The organism is Streptomyces sp. MH60 (assembly GCF_002939385.1).
Lineage (GTDB): Bacteria > Actinomycetota > Actinomycetes > Streptomycetales > Streptomycetaceae > Streptomyces.
Genome location: NZ_MULI01000010.1, coordinates 15,124 through 38,579, shown reverse-complemented (window position 1 = coordinate 38,579; position 23,456 = coordinate 15,124). Strand labels below are relative to the sequence as shown.

The window sequence follows — 23,456 nt, the reverse complement described above, 5'->3', positions numbered from 1 at the left end:
CCGTGTGCACTCAACCGGCCTGTCCGAGCAGCACCATCAGGCCGAGCGTCACCAGGGTCAGCGGCACCCAGCGCAGCACCGCCGCCCGGCTGGGGCGGGGCGCTTCACACAGCAGTGCCAGGCCCAGCGGCACCAGTGCGGCGCACAGTCCGGCCAGGGCCACCAGCGACAGAGGGGTGGTCCCCTTGAGTACTCCGAGAGGCAGTGCCGAGGTGAGGCCGAGCGCGGCGGCGCGGACCGGGCCGAGCAACCTGGTGCGCCAGGCGCCGAGGGCAAGGACGATCCACCCGGCGAGGATGGCGAGGTTCAGCGTGGCGAAGACGTGGAAGGCACCGTAGCCGGCGGAGACCGCGTCGGTGGCGGGCCCGACCCCCTGGGAACGCACCAGCTGAAAGGCCAGATGGTCCACCCCCGCGTGGAAGGCACGGGCGAACAGTCCGAACATCACCAGCACCCCGCCCCACAGGCCCCAACCGGCGCTGCGGGCCCCGATCCGCGCGGCCACCAAGGCCACGGCGGGCCAGAGCAGCACGCTACCCGCCGCAAAGAGGCCGTATGCGGTGGCCAGCAGGGTGGGGTGCCGCTCGTACGCGGCGAGTTGATCGGGGTAAAAGAAATGGAAACGGGCCCGCAGTAACGCTCCGGCCAGCATCAGCAGTGGGCCGAGCACCATGGCAGTGCCGCCCACCCAACGTCCCGGGAAGCCGGTGGCCTCCCACTGCTCCACAGGCAGTGCGCCATGCAGTCGGGCGCCGATCGTTGTGACCGGGGTGGCCATGGATGTCGTCGGGTTCGTCATGCCGACGACGATGCCTTCGCCATCCCTGCGGGGCGTCGGACCAGGAGCTGAACTGCAGGGTCAGACCTGGGTATGACCCTTCGGGCCGCCTGAACAGGCACCGCCTCCGCGCCGCTGCATGGGCAACTGACGTCTTGCCAGGAAGGCATCCCTGCAGAACACATTCGGCACACACGAGGACGGGAAGCACCGCGAGCATGTGAGAACTACGGAGGGGTGTTTTCCCAGGCCATGCACACCTGCCCGACGATTTCGCAGGTCAGGGCCCCGCCCAGGAAAAACTCCTAAAGCGGGTGTCGCAGGTTCGAATCCTGCCGGGGGCACCGGTTCAGAAGGGGCCCGCCTCCGGGTTTTCGGAGGCAGGCCCCTTCTGACATCCACGTCTGACAGCACCACGGGCAGCAGCGTCCGCTGACCTCGTGGGCGGAGTAGAAGGTCGCTGCGTACATCCGGCCCGTGCTGAGGCCGCAGCAGGCGCACTGCTCCCCCTGCCTTGGCCCGAGCAGCCCCTACCGCATCCGGTGCCAGCACAGGCTGCGTGAGCGGGACGGGCGTGCCGTACGGACGGCAGACAGTACGCTGAAGCCAGCGGGATCGGGCCCGCACCACACTGTCCGGGAGGTGCTTCATGACGGCCGAGATGGTTGCCCCGGCGTGGATGCATGAGCAGATCACGGCGGAGGAGTACGAGTCCTGGTCCGAGGAACAGTGCGCCGGTATCGAGATCGTGGACGGGATGGTCGTCGTGAGCCCGAGTGCGTCCAAGCGGCACAACCGGCTGGCCCGGATTGTGGCGAACGCCCTGGATGCCGCCGCGGGCCCTGAGTGGAATGCCGACACCGACTTCGACGTCCGGCTTCAGGACGTCCCGCTCACCAATCGCCGGCCGGACGTCGTCGTGTACCGGGCAGACACCCTCGACATCACCCCCACCCGCCCTGAGCACGTCCTGCTGGTCGTGGAGGTGGTGTCGCCGGGTTCGGAGACCACCGACCGGATCGTGAAGGTCGACCAGTACGCCAAGGCAGGCATCGGCTTCTACTGGAGGATCGAGCAGGCCGCGACGGGCGTTCCTCTCGTGTACACCTACGTTCTCGACCCCGCGACGAAGAGCTATCGGGACGGAGACGTGTTCACCGGCGTCCTCAAGGTAGTGGCCCCGTTCCCCGTGCAGGTCGACCTCGGGCAGGTCTGACCAGGCGCTGCCCAGGGGAGCGCCGGGTACTGCCGACAGGCGCCTCTGCCCGGGCACGGCGGTGAAGGCCCGAGGCGACCCGATCCGTACGGCTCGGAGGCGCGCGGCACCGGTGTCGATGGGTCACTGCCTTCTCCGCCTGGGGGAACCGAGCAGTAGCTCGGCCATGACGCGGGCGTCGCGGCGGCGGGTCGGGCTCGCTGACCACACGCCGGGCAGGACCACGCAGCACAGGAGGGCGAGTGGGATGAGGACCGCGATCACGCCGATCCACGGATAGGCCACTGTGACGGGTACCAGGAGACCTCCTGATACCAGGCCTAGCAGCGGCCCCGCCCTCACGGGTCGATTGCGCTCGCCATGCGCAGGGTTCCTTCCTGGTCACGGAGCTTCGGGCTCCGGCCCGACACCCACGCGTTTTACGGCCATACAGGCCTGGCCGTCATTCATGGGACACCGGTGATCGCACGCACCAGGATGGCGAGTCCACGGCAGGCATGCGCGGCGCCCCATCCCCCGTCGATGGGAGCAGTTTCATCTTGCCCCACCGGGCGGACGCGGAGGAGGCGTTTCCAGGACACGGCAGGCATCCGCCTCCCTCCTGAGGTAGCCGAACGGGCGCTCGGTCACTGTCGGGTCACCGCGCGGGAGATGCCCGCCGTGACCGTCGTGGCCAGGATCCAGCCGGAGGCGATCAGGGCGTAGGACAACCACTGCCCGGTGTCGCGTGGGGCGAAGGCGCTCTCCTGGCCGAAGGTGATGATCGGGACGAGGAGGTCGAGGGTGTAGAAGACGGCGTTGAAGGGCGGGGCCTTGCCGGGGTCGAGGGGGGCGGGGGTGTGGAAGGCGAAGTAGAGGGCTCCGCAGGCGAGTAGGGCCAGGAGCCACAGGCCGGCGCGGAGGGGGCGGTAGCCGTAGCCGACGGAGAGGTCCTGGGCGTGGCCCCACAGGCGGATGTGCGGGGGGAGGGTCGCGCGGCGGTGGCGCTGTTTGGCCAGGAGGACCGTGCGGGCCTCGTCCTCGTGGCCGAGACGCCGGTAGGTCGCCGCCAGTTGCTCGTACGGCTGTGGGAGGTAGTCGACGGTCGTGCGCCGGATCCAGCGGACTCGTTCCGCCGCGGGGAGCGGGTACGCGAGGGTCTCGTACGTCGCGTCGGCCAGACGCAGGTCGGTGGGCCAGGTGTCCTGGGCGTCGTACAGCGTGCCCAGCCGGGCGTTGCGTGCGTCCACCACTCCGTCGATCGGCCGGCGGGTGCGGAGGTCGGTTTCGCGGGCCTGGGTCGCCCGTAGGGACAGGGCGGTGCCGTCCTGGTGGGTCAGTTCGGCGTCGCGGAAGCTCAGTTCGGTGCCGACGCGCGTGCCGTCGAGTTTCACCGCGCCGTCGACCGTGAGCCCGAGGCCCAGGTCGAAGTTGCGGTCGACCGTGACGTCCACCGCCTCCAGGGCGACGTCGCCCGGGTTGCTCAGCCGGGCCCCGCAGAAGCCGATGCCCGCCGCGACGGTGGCCCCGGAGAGGATGATCCGGCCCTCGGCGCTGAAACCGGGGTGGCAGGTGAAGTCCTCGGCGACACGGACGTGGTAGGCGTCCAGGGCGTGCCGGCCGGGGGCGCGGAGTGCGGCGCCCTCCAGGTCGAACTCGCCGTCTATGGACGCTCCGGAGAGTCGGAACGTCCCCTCGACCGCCAGGTTCGTGCACAGGGCGTCGCCGGCCACGTGGGCGTGGACGGCCGATATGGCCTCGCCCTCGGGGAAGCCGACCGCCGTGTCCCGCAGGTCCAGGTCCCCGTTGATCTGCGTGCGGTTGAGGACCAGGGGGCCGGTCAGGCGGCAGCGGGAGACGACCAGGCGTCCGTCGATCTGCGCCGTGTCGGCCACCAGCCCGGGCAGGGCGCAGTCCGTCATGACCAGCTGGCGGGTCCGGGCGCCCTGCAGCAGCGGTGCTTCGTCGAACCGGCAGCCGGTCAGCAGGATCGGTGCCGCCACGTCGGTGAAGCCGAGGTCCAGGCGGCCCGTGATGTGCGCACCGGTCAGACGCAGTGCGGGGCGGTCGCCGGGGGTGGGCTCGGCGTGGGCGGCGCCCAGCAGCAGTGCGGCGACGGCGTCGGACCGGATCACCGGTGGCGGCGGAGGCGGCGAGTCCGGTGGGGCCGGGTCGGTGGACACGTCGACGGGGCGGCCTTGCGGGAAGGCGTCCCACAACCGGCGTTCATGGGCGTTGAGTTCGTCGATGCGCACGAGTGACGATCTTCCCGGGGCGACCCCGGGCCGGACAACCCCGGTGTCCTGCGCCCCGCCGTGAGGCCGTCGCCCCGGCGCCGACCGTCACGTGCTCACCCGGGGCGCACCGCACCAGGCGCGCGCCGTGGCCCCGGCGGTCGGCCTCCGCGAGGAAGTCCTCCAGCGGGGAGCGGAACACCGTGTAGTCGTCGTAGTGGACCGGCAACGCCCGGCGGGGGCGCAGCAGGTCGAGCAGGTCGGCACCTTGCTCGGCGTCCATGGTGACCACGAGTCCCCCGGGCAGGGTCGTGCCGCCGAGGTGCAGGACGGCCAGGTGGATGTCCGGGTGGCGTACGGCGATCTCGCGCAGACCCTCGTACATCAGGGTGTCGCCGGAGAGGTAGAGCACCAGCCGGGTCTCGCCGCCGCGGTCGCCGAACTCCAGCAGGCTGCCCATCACCGGAGGCAGCAGGAACCGGGCCGGGCCGGGTCCGTGGCGGCCGGGGAGCGAGGTGATGCGGACGGTGGAGTCGCCGTGGCGCAGGGTGTGGCTCTGCCAGGTGCGCAGGCCGGCGACGTGCCGGAAGCCGTACAGGCGCCGCAGGAGGAGGGAGCCGTGCGGGGTGGTCACGAACGGCAGGCCCCGGTCGAGCCCCTGCCGGGCCACCCGGTCGAAGTGGTCGCCGTGGAGGTGGGAGAGGACCACGGCGTCCAGGTCCTCGTGCGGCAGCTCGGTGACGTCGAGGGCCGGTTCGGTGACCCGGCGCGAGACCAGTCCGTAGCCGAGGTGGGCCCGCTGTCCTCGGTGGAGGAAGTTCGGATCGGTCAGGAGCGTCAGGCCGCCGTAGCGGATCAGCAGGGTGGCGTTACCGATGAACTGGATGTCCGCGGCGCCCTCGGGCGGTCCGGGCCGGCTCTGCGGGGCGGGTGAGTGGTGCGGCACGGTCTGCTCCCTCCGTCGCTCGCGGCTCCCCCGTACCGCACGAGTGCTCGACCGGCGCGGAGTCACACCACGCGTCCTCAGGCCGGGTGACGTGCCCCGCGGGCCAGACGGAGGGCGGCGGCCAGGAAGAAGACGCCGCCGAGGAAGGCGTAGCCCGCGAGGCTGCCCAGCGACGGGTCGTCGGCGCCGGCCTGGGTGACGAACGAGAGGCCGGCGAGCGTCGAGATGGCGCCGCTGACGATCATCGGCCACTGCCCGCCCAGGTGCCGGCGGACGGCGCCCGCGACGAGCTGGACGATGCCCGCGGTGACGGCCCACGCGCCCCAGACGCGCAGGACGGCCGGGATGCCCGAGGTCGCGGCGAGGGCCAGGGCGAGGACCGTCAGGGAGCTGATCGCGATGTTCGCGTACAGGAGGGTGACCGGGCCGCCGTTCGCCTTCGCCGACCGGACGTCGACGACCGCGGCCGCCACGTCGAACAGCGGGTAGACCAGCAGCAGTGCGGTGCTCAGCGGGCCCAGCTCGTCGGCGGTGGCGAAGAGCAGGGCGGCCCATACGGCGGCGAACGCGAAGCGGCGGAAGTACAGCTTCCGGAGGGTGACGGGAACGCTGGCGGGCGGTGCGACGACGACGGTGTCCACGGGAGTGCCTTTCGGTGAGGCGTGCATGCGGCGTGCGATGAGGAAGGGGAGGAGACACGTGAGGAGACACGTGATGCGGCAGGCGATGAGGTAGAACGTTCGGTCTCTTCACGCAGTCAACGGCCTCCCCGCCGCCGCTGTCAAGACCGAACGTTCTACCTCGCCACCTTGGTACGGTGGCCGCATGAGTCCGAGCGCAGCAGCCCGCCCCACCTCCGCAGCGCGAGCCCGCCTGCTCGGCACGGCCACGAAGATCTTCTACGCCGAGGGGATCCACTCCGTCGGCATCGACCGGATCACCGCCGAGGCGCAGGTCACCCGGGCCACGCTGTACCGGCACTTCTCGGGCAAGGAAGACCTCGTCCTCGCCTACCTCGGCCAGGCCGACCAGGGCATCCGGGGGCAGGTGGCCGCGGCCGTGGGCAGTACTCCCTCGGCCGCCGGGCAGGTCCGGGCCGTCGCCCGGTCCCTCGTCGACGGGATCCGGTCCCCCGGTTTCCGCGGCTGCGCCTTCCTCAACGCCGTGGCCGAGTACCCCGACCCCGCCCACCCGGTGCACCGGGCGGTACTGGCCCACCGGCAGTGGTTCCTGGAGACCGTCACGGAGCTGCTGGCACGGGCCGGCGACGGGGACGTGCCCGCCGACGCCGCCGGGCGGCACCTCGTCATGCTCCGGGACGGGGCGATGGCCGCCGGGTGCCTCTTCGATCCGGAGCTGGTGTCCGAGACCTTCCTGCACGGCGTGGAAGGGGTGCTGAGGGAGGTCTCGGCACCCGTCCCGGAGGCAGGCTGAGGAAGTTCCGGAAAAAAATTCCGTCCGGCCGTCCCGCCGTGTCGAGAACGCGCGCCCCGCTCCGTCCCAGGGGTGAACGAGGCCACAATGGGCCGCATCAGCACCTAGGAGACGATCATGGCCAAGTACCTGCTGCTCAAGCACTACCGAGGCGCCCCGGAGTCGGTCAACGGCGTGCCGATGGACCAGTGGACGCCGGAGGAGATCTCCGCCCACATGCAGTACATGCAGGACTTCGCGGACCGGCTCGAGAAGACGGGCGAGTTCGTCGAGGGGCAGGCGCTCGCCCCCGAGGGGGCGTGGGTCCGGTACGACGGTGAGGGCAGGCCGCCGGTCACCGACGGGCCGTTCGCCGAGACCAAGGACCTCATCGCCGGCTGGATGGTGATCGACGTCGACAGCTACGAGCGCGCCGTCGAGCTGGCCGGGGAGCTGTCCGCCGCCCCGGGCGCGGGCGGGAAGCCGATCCACGAGTGGCTGGAGCTGCGTCCGTTCATGGGCGCGCACTCCACCGTCACGGAGTGACCCACCGATGGACGAGGCCCTGATCAGGAGCCTCACGCCCAGCGTGCTGACCGTCCTCGTCCGCCGCGGAGCCGACTTCGCGGCGGCCGAGGACGCGGTCCAGGACGCGCTGGTCGAGGCGGTCCGCGGATGGCCGGACGATCCGCCGCGGGACCCCAAGGGGTGGCTGGTCACCGTGGCCTGGCGGCGGTTCCTCGACGCGGCCCGCGCCGACACCGCCCGCCGCCGGCGCGAGGACCGCGTCGAGGAGGAGCCGGTGCCCGGCCCGGCGCCCGACGTGGACGACACGCTCCAGCTCTACTTCCTGTGCGCGCACCCCTCGCTGACGCCGTCCTCGGCCGTCGCGCTCACCCTGCGCGCGGTCGGCGGGCTGACCACCCGGCAGATCGCCCAGGCGTACCTGGTGCCCGAGGCGACCATGGCGCAGCGGATCAGCCGGGCCAAGCGCACCGTCTCCGGCGTCCGGTTCGACCGGCCCGGCGATGTCGCCACCGTGCTGCGCGTCCTCTACCTCGTCTTCAACGAGGGCTACTCCGGTGACGTCGACCTCGCCGCCGAGGCCATCCGGCTCACCCGGCAGCTCGCGGCCTCGGTCGACCACCCGGAGGTGGCGGGGCTGCTGGCGCTGATGCTGCTCCACCATGCGCGGCGGGCCGCCCGGACCGCGCCCGACGGCAGTCTGGTCCCGCTCGCCCAGCAGGACCGCGGCCGGTGGGACACCGCGTCCATCGCCGAGGGCGTACGGATCCTGCAGGCGGCGCTCGCGCGGGACCGGCTGGGCGAGTTCCAGGCCCAGGCCGCCATCGCCGCCCTGCACGCCGACGCGCCCACCGCCGAGGAGACCGACTGGGTGCAGATCGTGGAGTGGTACGACGAACTCGCGCGCCTCACCGACAACCCCGTCGTCCGGCTCAACCGCGCGGTCGCCGTCGGGGAGGCCGACGGCCCGCGCGCCGGGCTGGCGGCGCTCGCCGCGCTGGACGACGCGCTGCCCCGTCACACCGCGGTGGCGGCGTACCTGCACGAGCGCGACGGCGACCTGGACACGGCGGCGCGGCTGTACGCCGAGGCGGCCCACAAGGCGCCCGACCTCGCCGAACGCGACCACCTCACGCGCCAGGCCGCCCGCCTCAACTCGCGTCGCCGGTGACCGCCTCCGGACGGTACCGGCCCCCGTACGACACTCCTAGGCCCGGCGTCCGTACTCCGCGAGGGCCGGGGTCAGCAGGCCGAAGGCCCGGGGAGCCTCCCGTGCCAGCATCTCGGCGATCTCCGGGTTGGTGCGCCCCGCCAGGGTCAGTTCCTGGATGCGGGTGAACAGGACGCGGTGGACGCCGCCCAGCAGGGCCGCGGCCGTGCGGGGGGTGATGTCGTCGGGCGGGGTGTCCGTCGTGTCGGCCAGGGCCGCGGTCAGCTCCTCCTCCCGCCGGTCGTGGAGGCCGCGCAGGCACGAGGTGAGGGTGGGGCTGTCGGCGATCATGCGGGTGAAGGCCCGGCCGGCGAAGCCCGCGACCGGGTCCTGGGCCGCCACCGCCGCCAGGAAGGCGCGGCGCAGGGCCGTCAGGGGGGTCTCGTCGGTGCCGCGCGCCCTCACGGTGGTGGCCAGGGCGGCGACGAACTCGTCCTGGTGGTCCAGGGCCAGGTCCTCCTTGCGCGGGAAGTAGTTCGTCACCGTCTTCTTGGCGACCCGTGCGGCGTCGGCGATCTCGGCGATCGTCGTCTGCTCGAAGCCGCGCTCGATGAAGAGCCTGGTGGCGTGGTCGGAGACCAGCTGCCGCGTCTCGCGCTTCTTGGCCTCGCGCAGGCCCAGAACCGGTGTGTCGTTCGGGTCCATGGGAAAAACTTACCTCGGTGATATTTTTACGTTGACGGTAAGAATAGCCCATAGATAAACTTACTCTCGATGAACGAATTCACCGAGAGGTACGACAGCACCGACTCCGTACGCGAGTTCACTGTGAGCGACGCGGACGCCGGCCCCTACGCACTCGCCGAGGGTCCGGACGGCGCCCTGTGGTTCACGCTCGTCCACCGGGGCGCCGTCGCCCGCAGGGACCCGGACGACGGGCGGGTCACCGTCCACCCGGTCGGCGACGGACCGACCGTGATCGCGCCGGGACCCGACGGCGCCCTGTGGTTCACCGAGTACCGGACGCACCGCATCGGCCGGATCACCCCGGACGGCGACTACTCCTCCTTCGCACCCCTCACGCCCGAGGGCGGACCGTTCGGGATCACGGCCGGGCCGGACGGGGCCATGTGGTTCACGCTCTCCTCGGCCGACCGCGTCGGCCGCGTCACGGTGGACGGCGACGTCACCGAGTACGCGGCGCCCGGCGCCTTCCCGTCCGCCCTCACCACCGGACCGGACGGCGCCCTGTGGTTCACCCTCAACCAGGGAAACGCCGTCGGACGGCTGACCACCGACGGCCGCGGCACCGCGTACCCGCTGCCGACGGAGGGCGCCGCGCCGGTGGGCATCGCCGCGGGGCCCGACGGCGCCCTGTGGTTCACCGAGATCGGCGCCGGGCGGATCGGCCGGATCACCGTGGCCGGAGACATCACCGAGTACCCGCTGTCCGACCCCGCGGCCAAGCCGCACGCGGTGACGGCGGGGCCCGACGGGGCGCTGTGGTTCACCGAGTGGGGCAGTGGCCGGGTCGGCCGGATCACCGTCGACGGCCGCCTCACCTCGTACGCGCTCTCCCGTGCCGACGGCGAACCGCACGGCATCGCCGCGCACGGCGGCGCCCTGTGGTGTGCCCTGGAAACCGGCTCCCTGGCCAGAATCGAGGTCCCGTCCTGACCGGTCCCGCGCCCGATCCGGGTGCCGTCCCCGACCCCGGCGTGCTGCACCCCCTCGCGCAGCACCCGCGCGTCGTCCTCCTCAAGCCGCTCGTCACGGACGAGCGGATCCAGGTGGGCGACTTCACCTACTACGACGATCCCGACGACGCCACCGCCTTCGAGACCCGCAACGTGCTCTACGCCTACGGCCCGGAGCGGCTGATCATCGGCAAGTACTGCGCGATCGCCACCGGCACCCGGTTCCTGATGGCCGGGGCCGAGCACCCCACCATGGGCGTGTCGACGTTCCCGTTCACCATGTTCGGCGGCGCCTGGGGCGAGGCCACGCTCGATCTGGTCACCGGCATGCCCAGCCGCGGCGACACCGTCGTCGGCAACGACGTGTGGTTCGGCTACGGCGCCACCGTCATGCCCGGTGTGCGCATCGGGGACGGCGCGATCATCGCCGCCGGGTCGCTGGTCACCGCCGACGTACCGCCGTACACCGTGGTCGGCGGCAGTCCGGCGCGGCCGATCCGTACCCGGTACGACGCCGAGGACGTCGCGCGGCTGCGGCGGGCCGCGTGGTGGGACTGGCCGGTCGAGCTGGTCACCCGCCACGTACGGACGATCATGTCGGGCACCCCGGCCGAGATCGAGGCGATCGCCACGAAGGAGCGCCCCTGACCACCGATGGTCCCGAGGATCGTCACGCGAACGGCCCCACGGCAGGCCCGTACGCGGGACGGGAGCCTGCCGTCAGCGGCCGGATCCCCTTCGTCCTGGTCGTGGGGCGCGAACTCGCCCCGGTCGAACGGACCATGGAGCTGACCACGCCGCACGGCGGCCGGCTGCCCGGGTTCGTCGACCGCAGCTTCGAACCGGGTTCCCTGGAACGGTCGTCGGCACCGAGTCGACCCGGCCGCCCGGACCGGACGGTGTCCACCTGCTGTTCGACGTCGAGCGCGGGGAGGAGTTCTGCGGGGCCGTGCCGGGTGACGCGCTGGCCACCGCCGCGGAGCGGGGGCGCACGCTGCTCACCGTCGCGGAGGGCATCGCCCTGCTGACCCAGGTCCCGGAGGTCCTGGTCAAGAACAAGTGCTTCTCACTGGGCGGTTCACGGTGCGGCGACCGCCGGGTCCCGGCGCTCTGGACCAGCAAGCGCGCCCCGAAGCTCGGCTGGTGCTGGGAGGGCAACCCGCACCCCTGGCTCGGCATGGCGTCGGCCGGTGCGCGCCACGCCTGACCGCCGCCACGACTGACCGCCGTCACGCCGGAGCGTTCGGGAGGCTCGGGGCGCCCGACGCGCCGCCGTCCCCGCCCTGGTAGCGCAGCAGCAGCATCGCCGCGTCGTCGTGGTGGGGTCCCGCCGCGTGCCGTACCAGGTCCTCGCGCAGGGCCTCCAGGGCGCGGTGGACGTCGGGCTCCTTCAGGAGGTGGGTTCGCTCGGCGAGCGGGTAGAAGCCGCCCCGCTCGTCCCGGGCCTCCGTGACGCCGTCGGTGTAGAGGAGCAGTTGGTCGCCGGGGCGGAAGGGCACCGGGAAGGGGTCCGGGCCGGGGCCGCCGTCCGCGGCCAGGCCCAGCGGGAGGGCGTACCCGGGCGGCTCCGGGAAGTCGGCGGTGCCGTCGGCGTGGACGATCAGCGGCGCCGGGTGGCCGTAGTTCAGGAGGACGACCCGGTGGTCGTAGCCGATCTCGGCGAGGATCGCCGTCACGAACTTCTCCTCCTTCAGCTCCCGGGCGACGCTGCGTTCCAGCCGTTCACCGAGTTTGACCAGGTCCTTCTCGTCGTACGCCGCCTCCCGGAAGGCGCCGAGGACCCGGGCCGCGGTCTCCACCGCGGCCAGGCCCTTGCCCTGCACGTCGCCCACGATCACGCGGACGCCGTGCGGCGAGGCGACCACCTCGTACAGGTCGCCGCCGATCCGGGCCTCGGCGACCGCCGAGGTGTACGAGACCGCCGCGTGCAGCGGGCCCGCGGTCAGCGGCACCGGGCGCAGCAGCACCCGCTGGGCCACCTCCGCGATCGAGCGCACGCTGGCCAGCTCCGCCTCGCGGCGCGAGCGCATCACGGCCGCCGCGATGCCGACGCCGGTCACACCGGCCACCGACAGCATGGCCGTGTACCCGCGGGGGCGGTCGAAGAGCCCGTTGTACATCCCGAGGCCGACGCAGAGCAGCAGCGCGGCCAGTCCGATCACCGCGGTGCGCCGCCAGCCGCCGACCAGTCCGGCGAAGGCCGGGCCCAGCGACACCAGCGGCAGCAGGCCGACCCCGGGTCCCATCGTGACGTCCACGACGGCGATCACGGCCATGGCGGCGACGGGCATCCAGGAAAGGACTGCCGCGGAACCGGACGGCGACTTCTTGACGGTCATGACTACTACTCCGGTGTCGCAGCGCTCAAGAGCCGCCCTCTCCCTGTCCTCAGGCGCCCTCCCCAGCTTCACACCCTAGGCAAGGGGCGGTGCGCGCAGGAGTTCCCGAGCGGTCCTCAACCCAATCGAGGCCGAGTCGCGCCCCTCGGACCTGCACCTCACGCCGACCGTGCCGCCGCCCGCGTCGGCAGCAGCCCGCCGTCGGGTGCGTCCCGCCGGCTCGCGACCGTCAGCGTGAGCGTCACCGCGAGCGAGGCGAGCGCCATCACCGACATCGCCGTCGCCGGTGAGGTGAACTGGGCGACCGTGCCGGCCAGGGTCGCGGCGAGGCCCTGCAGGGTGAGCATCCCCGCGGAGTGCAGCCCGAGTGCGTGCCCGGAGAGTTCGTCGGGGGTCAGGGCCACCAGGCGCTCCTGCTGCACCAGACTCGCGCCGAAGCCCACCGACGCCAGGGCGACCAGTACGGCCGTCAACGGCAGTGGCGGGCGCAGGAAGAGGACCAGGTACGGGGCGGCCAGCAGCGCCAGGAGCGGGACGCCGAGGCGCGGGCGCAGCCGGGCGGGCAGCAGCCGCCCGATCGTCACGTCCCCGGCGAGCATGCCCAGCGCGCCGCAGGCGAACAGCGTGCCCGCGGCGCGCGGGTCGTAGGAGACGAACAGCGACTCGCAGCCGACGACGAGGCCGTTGGGGATCCACAGGGCCAGGTACACGTGGCGGCGCGGACGGGCCGACCAGAGCAGGGCGTTGGCCCGCCGGGTGGCCGTGACGGAGGGGCGGCCGGAGACCCGGGGCGGGCGGTGGCTCAGGCGGAGGGTGAGGGCGGCCGAGGTGCCGTACAGGGCGGCCGCGAGCAGCAGACACAGGCGCGGCGACAGCAGGGTCACCAGGACGCCCCCGGTCGCGTAACCGGCGATCTGCATGACGCCGCTCATCATGTTGAAGAGCGAACGCCCCGTCAGGTACCCGTCCTTGGCGAGGATCTCGGTCAGCAGGCCCCAGCGGACCCCGCCGCCGAGCGAGGCGATCAGCCCCTCGACGAGGACGATGACGAGCATCGCCCACACCGGCAGGCCGGGCAGCGCGAGGGCCGCGGTGGCGGCGGCGAAGGAGAGCGAGAGGCCCGCCAGTGTCGCGCGCGGCGGCAGCCGGTCGGCGCCGGAGAGGAAGAGCGTGGCGCCCAGCACCTGGGCGAGCGCCGGACCGAACATGCTGACCGCGGACAGCAGCGGCGAGTTCGTCGCCCGGAACACCAGGGTGCCGAGCGCGAGGCCGCTGACCGTCTGGGCGGCGATGCCGGCGGCGGAGGCGAGGAAGAGGGGGCTGAACTCGGGGGTGCGGAAGAGGTCCGCGTAGGTCTTGCGCGGTGTGTCCGGCATGCGGGGAGTCTGGGGCGGTGCCGGGCGCGGTCGTTATTGTTTCGCGCGGAGGCGAAAGGTGAGGGGGGCGGGGGCCGGATGGGCTGGTGGGAGATCAACGCCGACACCCTCGCGCGCAGCCGTTTCGTCGTCTCGCCGCTCGACGAGACCGTCGCCTGTCTGAAGATGCTGCACGCGGGAGTGGCCGGGCATCCCGGTGAGCGGACCTGGCTCGCCACCCACCGGCCCGCCCATCTGCGCCGTATGGCGGCCGACCCGGTCACCGCGCTGCTCGTGGCCGCGGGCCTCGGCCGGGAGTGGAACGCCGACTTCCTCACCCCCACTCCGGCCGAGGGCCAGAGCTTCGCGGAGGGCGTCGCGCGGATCCGGGCGACCCGTCCCGAGGTGGCGCGCGCCGACCTGGCCGTCTCCCTCGGGGGCACGCTGCCGGCCGCCCTGGACCGCGACGACCTGCCGGAGCGGGCCGCCGCGCTCCTCGAGCAGGTCTGGGCCGAGGCGGTACGGCCGGACTGGGACCGGCGCCGCCGGGTCCTGGAGGCCGACGTCGTCGCGCGGACCGCGCAGGTGAGCCGGGGCGGCTGGGCGACGGTGCTGGACGCCCTGCGGCCCGGCACCCGCTGGCTGGGCGACAACCGGCTCCAGATCAACCTGAACCCCTACCCGCCGCGCGAGCTGTCCGGGGCGGAGCTGATCCTCGTCCCGATCACCCCGCAGCGGCACGGCTGGGTGGCGTGGGAGGAGCCCGAGCGGTACGCGGTGGTCTACCCGTGCGCGGGTGCCCTCGCGGACGACGGTGCCCGGCGCGCGCCCGCCGCCCTCGGCGCGCTGCTCGGCCCGGCCCGCGCGGGCGTGCTGACGCTGCTCGGCACCCCGATGAGCACCAGCCAGCTGGTCGGTGTGACCGGGCAGCGCCTCGGGTCGGTCGGACGGCATCTGCGGGTGCTGCTCGACGCGGGTCTGGTGGAGCGGCGGCGCGCGGGTCGCTCGGTGCTGTACTCGCGGACACCGGCCGGGGAGGTGCTCGTCGAGGCGGGCGGCGGGGGCGGCAGGGGCCCGGACTAGCATCCGGTGCATGACGACCTCACCGAACACGCGGAACGACGACAGCCTTCCCCTCGACGTCGAGATCGGCGCCCTCCAGGGCGGGGCCGCGGACCTCTCCCAGTACGCCGGCCGGGTCGTGCTGGTGGTCAACGTGGCCTCCAAGTGCGGACTGACCCCGCAGTACTCCGGCCTGGAGCGGCTGCACGAGCGGTACGCCGAGCAGGGGTTCACCGTGCTGGGCGTGCCCTGCAACCAGTTCATGGGCCAGGAGCCGGGCAGCGCCGACGAGATCGCCGAGTTCTGCTCGGCGACGTACGGGGTCACCTTCCCGATGACCGAGAAGGCCGAGGTCAACGGCGCGGGCCGGCACCCGCTGTACGACCGGCTGACCGGCTTCGCGGACGCCGAGGGCCACAGCGGCGACATCCGCTGGAACTTCGAGAAGTTCCTGATCGGGCGGGACGGCAAGGTCGCCGCCCGCTTCTCGCCGCAGACCGAGCCGGAGGCGGCCGAGGTCGTGGCGGCCGTCGAGGAGCGCCTCGCCGGTTGACCTTGCCCCTGGGGGAAGGCCCAGCGTCTCCGTCGCCGGGCGGAACGGCCGCCCGGCGACGGAGGATGACGGCGTGGACGACTACGCGGACGACTACGGGGGCGGCGGCGTGGACGAGGTGGGCGACGACGAGTTGCTGACCATCGGCGCGTTCGCCACGCGGGCCCGGCTGTCGGCCAAGGCCCTGCGGCTGTACGACCGGCTGGGCCTGCTGGCCCCGGCCCACGTGGACGAGGCCACCGGCTACCGCTACTACCGCGCCGGGCAGGCCGAACGCGCCCGGCTCGTGGCGCTGCTGCGCCGGCTGGACATGCCGCTCGCGCGGGTCGCCGAGGTGGTCGGCGCGGACGGCGACCGGGCGGCCGGTCTGCTCGACGTCTACTGGGCGGACGTGGAGGCCCGGCTGGCCGGACAGCGCACGCTCGTCGCGTACCTCCGTGGACGGCTGACGGGAAGGGATTCCGACGTGTACGGAAAGTTCGTGGTCGAGACGGTGGACGTGCCCGAGCAGGTGGTGATCAGCGAGACCCGGCACACGCTGGCGAGTGAGCTGCCGGCGTGGATCGGTGCGTCGCTGGGCCGCCTGGAGGAGGCGGCCCGGGGCTGCGGGGGCGTGACGGCGGCGCCGTACGTCGTCTACCACTCGGACGTGTCGATGGAGAGCGACGGCCCGGCCGAGTCCTGCGTGCCGGTCGCCGACGAGGCGGCGGCGCGGGCCTGGAGCGAGGAGCGGGGGCGGGCCCGGCAGACGCGGGTGCGGGTGGAGCCGGCCGGGCGGCTGGCCTACACCCGGATCACCAAGGCGCAGGTGGCGTACCCGCAGATCCTGGCCGCCTTCGGGGCGGTGGAGGAGTGGATCGCCGCGCGGGGACTGACGGTGGCGGGGCCGTGCCGCGAGGTGTACTTCGCCGACTGGGACGCCGCGGGTCCCGAGGACCCGGTGTGCGACGTGGCGTTCCCGGTGAGCTGAGCTGAGCCGGCCGGCGGGCGCCCTCTCGGCAAGGTCGGCGAACTGGTCGAGAGGGCTCCGCCGGTGGTCCCGGCGGGTGTGCGGGGCGGCGCTACTCCTTGACCGACGTCACGAAGGCGGTCCACGCGTCGGCGGGGAACGCGAGGACCGGGCCGCCGGTCACTTTGGAGTCACGGACGGCGAGCGCCGCCACGACCGGTGACCGGACCTCGACGCACGCGCCGTTCCCTCCGGAGTAGGAGGACTTGGTCCACGATTCCTGGGCGCCCTGAAGAATTGCCATGTCTGCTCCGATGGCGAGTCGCGAGTGTGGTTTACGCCAATGACGTTTGATCTTTGGCGTGATCGACGCTACTCGCTGGCCTTCCCGTACGGAGCAGCCATTCACTCGACCGGGTGGCATATTCCAGGTGAGTCTTCCAGTACAACGTGGCAGGGGTGTACTCTCCGCGTTCGCCCGGTTTCTCGGGCTTCAGCGGCTCAGCGCGCGTACTCCTTCGCCACGTCCTCGATGCGCTGCCGCGACTGCTCCACGTTGAGGGCCTGGGCCCGCAGGTGCTCGTACATCACCGTGTACTTCTGCACGTCCGGCGCCTTCTCCAGGTACAGGTCGCTGGTCACGCCCTCGATGTACACCACGCTGGAGTCGGCCGTGTCGGCGAACTCCAGGATGGAGTACTGGCCGTTGATGCCGGGGTGCGCCCCGACGTCGAAGGGCAGCACCTGCACGGTGATGTGCGGCAGCTGCGACATCTCGGCGACGTGCTCCAGCTGCTCCCGCATCACCTGCCTGCCGCCCACCACCCGGTGCAGGCACGCCTCGTCGAGGACCACCCACAGCCGCAGCGGGTTGTGGTCGGCGGAGATGCGCTCCTGCCGCCGTATGCGGACCTGCACCCGTTTCTCCACGTCAGCGACCGACGTCTCGGGCAACGCGCCCTGGATGAGCGCCTCGGCGTAGGGCCGGGTCTGCAACAGGCCGGTGATGATCTGGGGTTCGTAGGTCCGCAGCGACTCCGCGTCGGTCTCCAGGCCGATGTAGACGCTGTACGGGATGTCCCCGAAGGCGTGCCACCAGCCCTGCTGGCGCGAGTCCTTCGCCATCTGCATCAGCGAGTCGACGATCCGCTGGTCCTCGACCTCGTACACCCCGCACAGGTCGCGGACGTCCCGCTGGCTGATGCTGCGCCGGCCGTTCTCCAGACGGCTGATCTTCGACTGCGAGACCAGCAGCCGCTCGGCGACCTCCTCGGCCGTCATGCCCTTGAGCTCACGGAGCCGGCGCAGCTCCTGGCCCAGCCGACGCCGCCTTACGGTGGGATTGACACTCGACGCCACGGGACGTGCACCTCCGGCTGCGTGACTCATACTTGCCACTTTGTGTATCTGCTGCTGAGCAGACTGCCACCAAGGTGCTTTCTACCGCTGGGAAACGGTCGATATGCGCCGCGTACACGCCAGTTCGGGACGCCACCCTCACATGCGGCCGCGCGGGGTGGCGGAACCTTTCCGCGGGTCCGGGTGGGCCGGACCCGCGGCCGGTTCCGCCGCCCCGCGCGGACCTGCGGCTCCCGTGACCGGGCTTGGGGACTGGTGGTGCGGCGGTGCTGTGGTGCGGTCGTGCTGTGATGCGACGTGGTGCTGTGATGCGGTGCGGTCTTCGGGCTAGTGGGCCACCGCTCGCGCCATGGATCCGTGGCGCGGTTGCGCCGGAACACCGCGGGCGGGTTCCGGGGCGGGCCTGCCCCCCGGTCCCGGGGCCTGGCGGCCGACCGGGGCCGGACTGCGGCGTGGCTGTGCCGCAGCGCCGTTCTGGACGTCCATCACCGCGTGCGCCACCAAGCCGCCCATGGGGTCGTGCCTGATGAGGTCCCGCAGCCGGGACCGCGACGAGCGTCCTTCGTTGCCCGGATAGAGGTGCTTGCCGAGTCCGACCGCGTGGGCCAGCGCGGCGAGCGCCGCGGTCCGCGGGTCCGGCGGGACGCCGGTGCGGATCGCCGAGTCCAGCCGGGCCTTGATCTCCCTGCTGATCGCCGTCTCCGTCGCCTGGTAGCGAGTCGTCGGCAGCACCCCGCACATCTGGCCCTCCACGGCATGCACCATGCCGCATCGCTCCAGATGCGAGAGGTAGGTCTGGCGCAGCCCCAGGCGGGGCCCGCCAATCCAGTTGACCGCGCGTACGGGAGCGCCACGCCTTCGCAGCAACTCCAACGCGCAGTCCAGTGTTGGATCTCCTGTCGGCCGTGGGGCCACCACGGCGATACGATCCCCGTCTGGGGCTATCCGTCCGGCCAGCGCCAGCTCCACCAGCTGTGCTCCGGCCAGACCGAGGTCGAGCGACTGCGGCTGTGCGGTGGTACCCGTGGTCGGGTCCAACGCCAGCAGCAGAAGCTCCTCCGGAAGTGTTCTGCGGCTCCTGCCCATCCATGCCTCCCCGCGTGGATGACAGACAGGGTGACCCCTCTCACATTGGTCTGTCGAGGGTGCGTGACCGCTTCGTAGTGGAACCAGTAGGTATGTCGTTCTCGTCTACCGCGTGGGTTCCACCCGTACACAGGACACTGGTAAATGGTTTCGGTACGGGTTCGGTAGCGCGCACGGACGTGCGGCGCATGGAGGAGGCATCGGTGGCGGGCGAGTCCCCCGACAGGTCGAAGCAGCGCGAGTCGTCGGAAGAACCGACGTCGGGGAGCGCGGGTCCGGTTCCCGAAGCCAGGACCGAGGCGAGCGAGCGGAGTGATCCGCGGCTGGCGGTGGCACGGGAGGACGCGAAGCGCTCCGCGGGGTCCGGTGCCGGGTCCCCCGGCGGCGTCGACACGGCGACCCGCGTGCTGTCGGTCCGCGAGACGGAGGCGGATGCCTCCGGCGGCGACGACGACGGCGACGGCGACGGCGACGGCGACGACACCGGGACGTCCCAGGCGGCCGACACGTCGTCGGGCACGTCCGAGGAGTCCGAGGGCGGCCGTGCGGCGCCCGCCCCCGGCAACGACGGCCGGCTGCGGGACGCCGTCGCGGCCTGGGTGGCCACGGCGGACGAGCGCGCCGCCGCCAACGCACGGCTCGAAGACCCGCAGGACGACGCGGAGGAGCCGTCCCGGAACGACGACGAGCCCGGCGGCAAGCAGACCGCCGAGGGCACCAAGGACGACCCACAGGCCGACGAGAAGCCCGAGTCCCCCGACGGCACCACCGACACGGACTCGGCCAAGGACTCGGACGGCGACACGGCCACCGCCTCCGGCACGGCTCCCGACACAGACGCAGCCCCGGGCACGGGCGCCGACACGGGCACGGCTTCCGGCTCCGGCCCGGCTTCCGGCTCCGACTCGGACGCAGGCCCGGACCCGAAGCCGGTCGCGGAAGCGAAGCCGAAGCCGGCCGCGGAAGCGGACCCGGAGGCCGGGGCCGGGGCCGGGGCCGGGCGAGACGACAGTGGCGACGACGGTGACACCGGCGATGGCGACGACGGGGACGGTGAGGCGCCGGTTGATCAGCCCACTGCTGTGTTCAAGGCGCCGCGGCCCGCCGTGGATCAGCCGACGACCATGCTGAAGCTGGGCGATGCCGCCGCCGCGTCCAAGAAGGCCGGGAAGGCCGGGAAGGCCGGACCGGGCGACGACGCCGAGCGGACCAGCAAGTTCGTGGCGCTGCGGAATCCGGACGACCCGGCGACCCGCAAGCCCCCGCCGGGGCAGACGCCCCCCGCCGACGCCCCCAGGGCGTCGCAGGCGCCCCGTACCGGCCCCACCACGCCCGTGCCGCACGTCGGGCCCGACCGGACCACCCAGCAGCCGCTGCCGCCCAAGCCGCCGCTCGACCTGCTGGCGGAGCTGACGAACACCCCGCCGCCGCCGGAGACGCCGCTGCGCACGACGGTGCGCCGGGTCAAGATCTGGACGCCGCTGGTCATCCTGCTGCTGATCGTCTTCGGCGTCGTGCAGTCGATGCGCCCGCTGCCCGCGCCCACCCTCGACCTCACGGCGCAGGACAGCTTCACGTTCGACGGCGGCAAGCCGGAGATCCCCTGGCCGTCCAGCGGGCAGGCCGCGCTCGACGTGCAGGGCATCGGCTCCTTCGGCTCGTCCGGCGACCAGAAGCCGGTGCCGATCGCGAGCGTGGCCAAGGTCATGACCGCGTACGTCATCCTGCGCGACCACTCGCTCAAGAGCGGCGCCGAGGGTCCGAAGATCAAGATCGACGGGGCGGCGGAGGAGCAGTCGGAGGCGGGTGACGAGTCGACCGTCCACGTCTACGAGGGCGACTCGATCTCCCAGCGCGAGGCACTCAAGGCCATTCTGATCGCGTCCGCGAACAACGTGGCGCGGCTGCTCGCACGCTGGGACGCGGGGTCCGAGAAGGCGTTCGTGGAGAAGATGAACACCGCCGCGAAGGACCTCGGCATGACCAACACCACGTACACCGACCCGTCGGGGCTGAACAACACGACGGTGAGCACGGCCGTGGACCAGGTGAAGCTGGCCAAGGAGGCGATGAAGGAGCCCGCGTTCCGCGAGGTCGCCGCGATGATGTCGTACGACGACTACAAGGGTGTCAACCACTCCAACTGGAACCACCTGGTCGGCCACAACAACGTCGTCGGCATCAAGACCGGCACCACCACCTCCGCCCTCGGCAACCTCGTCTTCGCGGCGAAGAAGGAGGTCGGCGGCGAGACCCGGACCGTCGTCGGTGCCGTGGTGCGCCAGCCGGCCGGCGGCGCGGACAACACCATCCTCGGTGCCGCGCTGGACTCCAGCGACAAGCTGATCCGGGCCGCGCAGGACACCCTGAAGTCGTCGACGATCCTGAAGAAGGGCAGCGTCGTGGGGTACGTCGACGACGGCCTCGGCGGCCGTACGCCGGTCGTCGCCACGCAGGACGTCAAGGCCGTCGGCTGGGGCGGGCTGACCGTGAAGCTGACGTTCACGGCGGACGAGGTGCCGCACACGGCGAAGGCCGGGACCAAGGTCGGCACGCTCACCGTCGGCGACGGCGGCACCAGCGGCGCGGTCAAGGTGCCGGTGGCCCTGCGGGACGACCTCGTCGAGCCGGCCCTGTCGGACAAGCTGACCCGCGTGGGCTGACGGACGGCCCGTCCGGGCCGCAGCGACGCCCCGTGCCCCCGCGGTCACCCGGCCGCGGGGGCCTTCGCGTCCTAGGCGGTGCCGCGGCCTCCCGCGGGGCCGCGAAAGGGAGGAGGCGACGGTGCGGGGGCGCGTGCTAGCGTCGCCAAACGGGGCAGTCGCCGGTCGCGGGAACGGGACACGGCCCAAAGGAGAAGACGGGACACGGGGAGTGCCTTCAGGTGGCCACTGCGGAGCCGACACGCGCCGACGACGCCGATCCGGGTTCGGGAGCCGGCCCGCGACCACGCGTACCCGCGCCCCGCAGGGACGACGGTGAGCCCCGTCCCGCCGGGCACCGGCCTGCCGAGCCGAAGCCGCCCTCGGCGGTGAACGCCGCCTTCCTCGCCCTGCGCGAGCGCATGCTGCGCCACCCCGTGCTGTCCGTGACCGCGCTGGCCGGGGTGCTCCACATAGCGTGGTTCTTCACGTTCGCGAACAGTGGCGGCGACCTGGCGGCGCAGGACGCGTGGGCCGAGTTCGTCGGCCGGCACCCGGACTCGGCGTACAACCTCGCCTGGTACGGCGGCATGCACCCGGTGTCGTACAGCGTGATCTCGCCGTACCTGATGTCGGTGCTCGGCGTGCGCACCACGATGATGATCGCGGGGACGGTGTCGGCCGGGCTGCTGACGATGGTCCTGATCCGCAGCCGGGTGGTCCGCAATCCGCTGTGGGCGTCGCTGGCGGGCCTGTTCGCGCTGCTGGGCAACGCGGCGTCGGGGCGGGTGACGTTCGGGCTCGGCATGATGTTCGGTCTGGGCGCGGTCGCCGCCGTGTTCTGCTGGCCGTACCGCTGGCGGCACGAGCGCTGGGCCAAGGGGCTGTGCGCGGCGCCGCTGGCCGCGCTGTCCACCATGGCCTCGCCGGTGTCGGGCCTGTTCGTGGGCCTGGTGGCGGTCGCCCTGTTCCTGCAGAAGCGCCGCCCGGGGGCCTGGGCGCTGGGCGTGGCGCCGAGCGTGGTCGTCGCGCTGTCGGCGGTGCTGTTCCCCTTCTCCGGCACGCAGCCGATGGGGTTCGGCTCGGCGGTGCTGCCGATCCTGTACGCGGGCCTGATCTACTGGCTGGTGCCGAGCACCTGGAAGACGGTGCGGATCACGTCGGCGGTCTACGGCCTGTCCGTGCTGCTGGTCTGGCTGATCAGCTCGCAGATCGGCTCCAACATCACGCGCCTGCCGATGCTGTTCGCCGGGGTGGCGCTGGTGGCGGCGCTGCCGTTCACGGTGCCCAAGTCGCGCAAGTGGTACGCGCTGGTGGTCTCGATCGTCGGCTTCGTGGGCTGGATCGGCTTCAAGTCGGCCGACGACATCGTGCACACCACGCCCGCCGCGTCCTGGGCGCGCGAGCTGGCGCCGCTCGTCAACGAGTTGCAGGAGGTCGGTGCGGAGCAGGGCCGGGTGGAGGCCGTCCCGGCGCGTTCCCACCGGGAGGCCTCGGCGCTCGCGCCGTATGTGAACCTGGCCCGCGGCTGGACCCGCCAGGCGGACATGGAGCGCAACCCGCTCTTCTACGACGACACGCTCAACTCGGCGAACTACCACGAGTGGCTGAAGCGCTGGGCGGTGCACTACGTGGTGCTGCCCAAGGGCGAACCGGACGGCGACGGCGGCAAGCGCGAGCGGGAGCTGCTGCAGCGCGGCCTGCCGTACCTGAAGCAGATCTGGGGCGACGCCAACTGGCAGCTGTTCCAGGTGACCGACCCGACGCCGCTGGCGGAGCCCGACGCGGTCGTCCAGCGGGCCGAGCAGGACGAGTGGGTCATCGACGTGCGGCGGCCCGGCCGCGTCCTGATCCGGATGCCGTACTCGCCGTGGCTGAGCCTCGTCGACGACGAGGGCAACAAGCTGGAGCCGCCCCAGGAGACGGAGGCCTCCAAGGACGCGCCGGAGGGCACGCCGAAGACGTACGAGAACGTCAACGGGTGTCTGACGGAGACCGAGGAGACCGCCGACGGCGACGTGTGGACCACGCTCGTCGCCCCCGAGGCGGGCACGTACCGGCTGGCCTCGCCGTACGGGCTGAAGCGGGGCACTCCGTGTCCCGACGAGCTGAAGTAGCGGACCGGGCGGCCCTCGCGGGCCGCCTCCGCTGATGTTCATGTAGATGAACACAG

Annotated in this window: 23 protein-coding genes; 12 read left to right on the top strand and 11 right to left on the bottom strand. The window is 72.5% G+C overall.

Annotation, left to right across the window (positions count from 1 at the left end; translation table 11 throughout):
• Window positions 1–10 precede the first annotated feature (10 nt).
• Window positions 11–799, bottom strand: a complete 789-nt coding sequence (locus BZZ08_RS39470; RefSeq protein ID WP_241965419.1) for a hypothetical protein — start codon at window positions 797–799, stop codon at window positions 11–13.
• Between the two features lie 284 nt (window positions 800–1,083).
• Window positions 1,084–1,305, bottom strand: coding sequence for a CbrC family protein (locus BZZ08_RS39935; protein WP_342210983.1), 222 nt, complete (start codon window positions 1,303–1,305; stop codon window positions 1,084–1,086).
• Window positions 1,306–1,427: 122 nt separating this feature from the next.
• Between BZZ08_RS39935 and BZZ08_RS09870 the strand changes: the two genes are divergently transcribed.
• Complete coding sequence (locus BZZ08_RS09870) at window positions 1,428–1,994, top strand: Uma2 family endonuclease (protein ID WP_104631786.1); 567 nt, start codon at window positions 1,428–1,430, stop codon at window positions 1,992–1,994.
• Window positions 1,995–2,620: 626 nt separating this feature from the next.
• On the opposite strand, the gene BZZ08_RS09865 is transcribed toward BZZ08_RS09870, so the two are convergent.
• The 3 genes from BZZ08_RS09865 to BZZ08_RS09855 all read right to left on the bottom strand — a co-directional run bounded on the left by BZZ08_RS09865 (window position 2,621) and on the right by BZZ08_RS09855 (window position 5,794).
• Entirely contained in the window at window positions 2,621–4,228 is a 1,608-nt protein-coding gene (locus BZZ08_RS09865; protein WP_104631785.1) for an oxidoreductase, read from the bottom strand.
• Window positions 4,200–5,153, bottom strand: coding sequence for an MBL fold metallo-hydrolase (locus BZZ08_RS09860; protein WP_104631784.1), 954 nt, complete (start codon window positions 5,151–5,153; stop codon window positions 4,200–4,202). Before BZZ08_RS09860 ends, BZZ08_RS09865 begins: the two co-directional genes overlap by 29 nt.
• 77 nt (window positions 5,154–5,230) lie before the next feature.
• On the bottom strand, window positions 5,231–5,794 hold the full coding sequence (locus tag BZZ08_RS09855) for a hypothetical protein (RefSeq protein ID WP_104631783.1): 564 nt from the start codon (window positions 5,792–5,794) through the stop codon (window positions 5,231–5,233).
• Between the two features lie 184 nt (window positions 5,795–5,978).
• Between BZZ08_RS09855 and BZZ08_RS09850 the strand changes: the two genes are divergently transcribed.
• The 3 genes from BZZ08_RS09850 to BZZ08_RS09840 all read left to right on the top strand — a co-directional run bounded on the left by BZZ08_RS09850 (window position 5,979) and on the right by BZZ08_RS09840 (window position 8,262).
• Entirely contained in the window at window positions 5,979–6,587 is a 609-nt protein-coding gene (locus BZZ08_RS09850) for a TetR/AcrR family transcriptional regulator (RefSeq protein ID WP_104631782.1), read from the top strand.
• A gap of 117 nt (window positions 6,588–6,704) precedes the next feature.
• Window positions 6,705–7,112, top strand: coding sequence for a YciI family protein (locus BZZ08_RS09845; protein WP_104631781.1), 408 nt, complete (start codon window positions 6,705–6,707; stop codon window positions 7,110–7,112).
• A gap of 7 nt (window positions 7,113–7,119) precedes the next feature.
• Window positions 7,120–8,262 (top strand): RNA polymerase sigma factor, encoded by a 1,143-nt coding sequence (locus tag BZZ08_RS09840; RefSeq protein WP_104631780.1) that lies wholly within the window; start codon window positions 7,120–7,122, stop codon window positions 8,260–8,262.
• Window positions 8,263–8,298: 36 nt separating this feature from the next.
• Here the strand turns inward: BZZ08_RS09840 and BZZ08_RS09835 are convergent, their stop codons facing one another.
• Window positions 8,299–8,946 carry a TetR/AcrR family transcriptional regulator gene (locus tag BZZ08_RS09835; protein WP_104631779.1) on the bottom strand — a complete coding sequence of 216 codons (648 nt, stop codon included), beginning with the start codon at window positions 8,944–8,946 and terminating at the stop codon, window positions 8,299–8,301.
• 69 nt (window positions 8,947–9,015) lie between these two features.
• Here BZZ08_RS09835 and BZZ08_RS09830 point away from each other — a divergent pair, with 69 nt between their 5' ends.
• The 3 genes from BZZ08_RS09830 (at window position 9,016) to BZZ08_RS39465 (ending at window position 11,145) form a co-directional block, all read left to right on the top strand.
• Window positions 9,016–9,918: a Vgb family protein gene (locus BZZ08_RS09830; protein WP_104631778.1), complete on the top strand. Its 903-nt coding sequence runs from the start codon at window positions 9,016–9,018 to the stop codon at window positions 9,916–9,918.
• Entirely contained in the window at window positions 9,915–10,586 is a 672-nt protein-coding gene (locus tag BZZ08_RS09825) for a CatB-related O-acetyltransferase (protein WP_104631872.1), read from the top strand. The genes BZZ08_RS09830 and BZZ08_RS09825 overlap by 4 nt, the downstream gene beginning before the upstream one ends.
• A gap of 259 nt (window positions 10,587–10,845) precedes the next feature.
• Window positions 10,846–11,145 carry a DUF5701 family protein gene (locus tag BZZ08_RS39465; RefSeq protein ID WP_241965427.1) on the top strand — a complete coding sequence of 100 codons (300 nt, stop codon included), beginning with the start codon at window positions 10,846–10,848 and terminating at the stop codon, window positions 11,143–11,145.
• Window positions 11,146–11,167: 22 nt separating this feature from the next.
• On the opposite strand, the gene BZZ08_RS09815 is transcribed toward BZZ08_RS39465, so the two are convergent.
• Together BZZ08_RS09815 and BZZ08_RS09810 are read right to left on the bottom strand one after the other, a co-directional pair.
• Window positions 11,168–12,277, bottom strand: a complete 1,110-nt coding sequence (locus tag BZZ08_RS09815) for a PP2C family protein-serine/threonine phosphatase (RefSeq protein ID WP_104631777.1) — start codon at window positions 12,275–12,277, stop codon at window positions 11,168–11,170.
• A 158-nt stretch (window positions 12,278–12,435) separates the two neighbouring features.
• Window positions 12,436–13,653, bottom strand: coding sequence for an MFS transporter (locus BZZ08_RS09810; protein ID WP_104631776.1), 1,218 nt, complete (start codon window positions 13,651–13,653; stop codon window positions 12,436–12,438).
• A 78-nt stretch (window positions 13,654–13,731) separates the two neighbouring features.
• On the opposite strand from BZZ08_RS09810, the gene BZZ08_RS09805 reads away from it, so the two are divergent.
• The 3 genes from BZZ08_RS09805 (at window position 13,732) to BZZ08_RS09795 (ending at window position 16,217) form a co-directional block, all read left to right on the top strand.
• Window positions 13,732–14,715, top strand: coding sequence for an ArsR/SmtB family transcription factor (locus BZZ08_RS09805; protein ID WP_104631775.1), 984 nt, complete (start codon window positions 13,732–13,734; stop codon window positions 14,713–14,715).
• Window positions 14,716–14,725: 10 nt separating this feature from the next.
• A complete protein-coding gene (locus BZZ08_RS09800; RefSeq protein WP_104631774.1) occupies window positions 14,726–15,247 on the top strand; it encodes a glutathione peroxidase in 522 nt (173 codons plus the stop codon).
• 73 nt (window positions 15,248–15,320) lie between these two features.
• The gene (locus BZZ08_RS09795; RefSeq protein ID WP_241965417.1) at window positions 15,321–16,217 is read left to right on the top strand and encodes a MerR family transcriptional regulator; all 897 of its coding nucleotides are present in this window, start codon (window positions 15,321–15,323) and stop codon (window positions 16,215–16,217) included.
• A gap of 91 nt (window positions 16,218–16,308) precedes the next feature.
• Here the strand turns inward: BZZ08_RS09795 and BZZ08_RS09790 are convergent, their stop codons facing one another.
• From BZZ08_RS09790 to BZZ08_RS09780, 3 genes are all read right to left on the bottom strand, one after another.
• A complete protein-coding gene (locus tag BZZ08_RS09790; protein WP_059301326.1) occupies window positions 16,309–16,500 on the bottom strand; it encodes a DUF397 domain-containing protein in 192 nt (63 codons plus the stop codon).
• A 197-nt stretch (window positions 16,501–16,697) separates the two neighbouring features.
• Window positions 16,698–17,555 carry a helix-turn-helix domain-containing protein gene (locus BZZ08_RS09785; protein ID WP_198601382.1) on the bottom strand — a complete coding sequence of 286 codons (858 nt, stop codon included), beginning with the start codon at window positions 17,553–17,555 and terminating at the stop codon, window positions 16,698–16,700.
• A gap of 327 nt (window positions 17,556–17,882) precedes the next feature.
• Window positions 17,883–18,641, bottom strand: coding sequence for a GOLPH3/VPS74 family protein (locus BZZ08_RS09780; protein WP_104631772.1), 759 nt, complete (start codon window positions 18,639–18,641; stop codon window positions 17,883–17,885).
• Between the two features lie 188 nt (window positions 18,642–18,829).
• Here BZZ08_RS09780 and BZZ08_RS09775 point away from each other — a divergent pair, with 188 nt between their 5' ends.
• Both BZZ08_RS09775 and BZZ08_RS09770 read left to right on the top strand, forming a co-directional pair.
• Window positions 18,830–21,304: a D-alanyl-D-alanine carboxypeptidase gene (locus BZZ08_RS09775; protein ID WP_241965416.1), complete on the top strand. Its 2,475-nt coding sequence runs from the start codon at window positions 18,830–18,832 to the stop codon at window positions 21,302–21,304.
• A 221-nt stretch (window positions 21,305–21,525) separates the two neighbouring features.
• Window positions 21,526–23,400 carry an MFS transporter gene (locus BZZ08_RS09770; protein ID WP_104631771.1) on the top strand — a complete coding sequence of 625 codons (1,875 nt, stop codon included), beginning with the start codon at window positions 21,526–21,528 and terminating at the stop codon, window positions 23,398–23,400.
• Window positions 23,401–23,456: the final 56 nt, after the last annotated feature.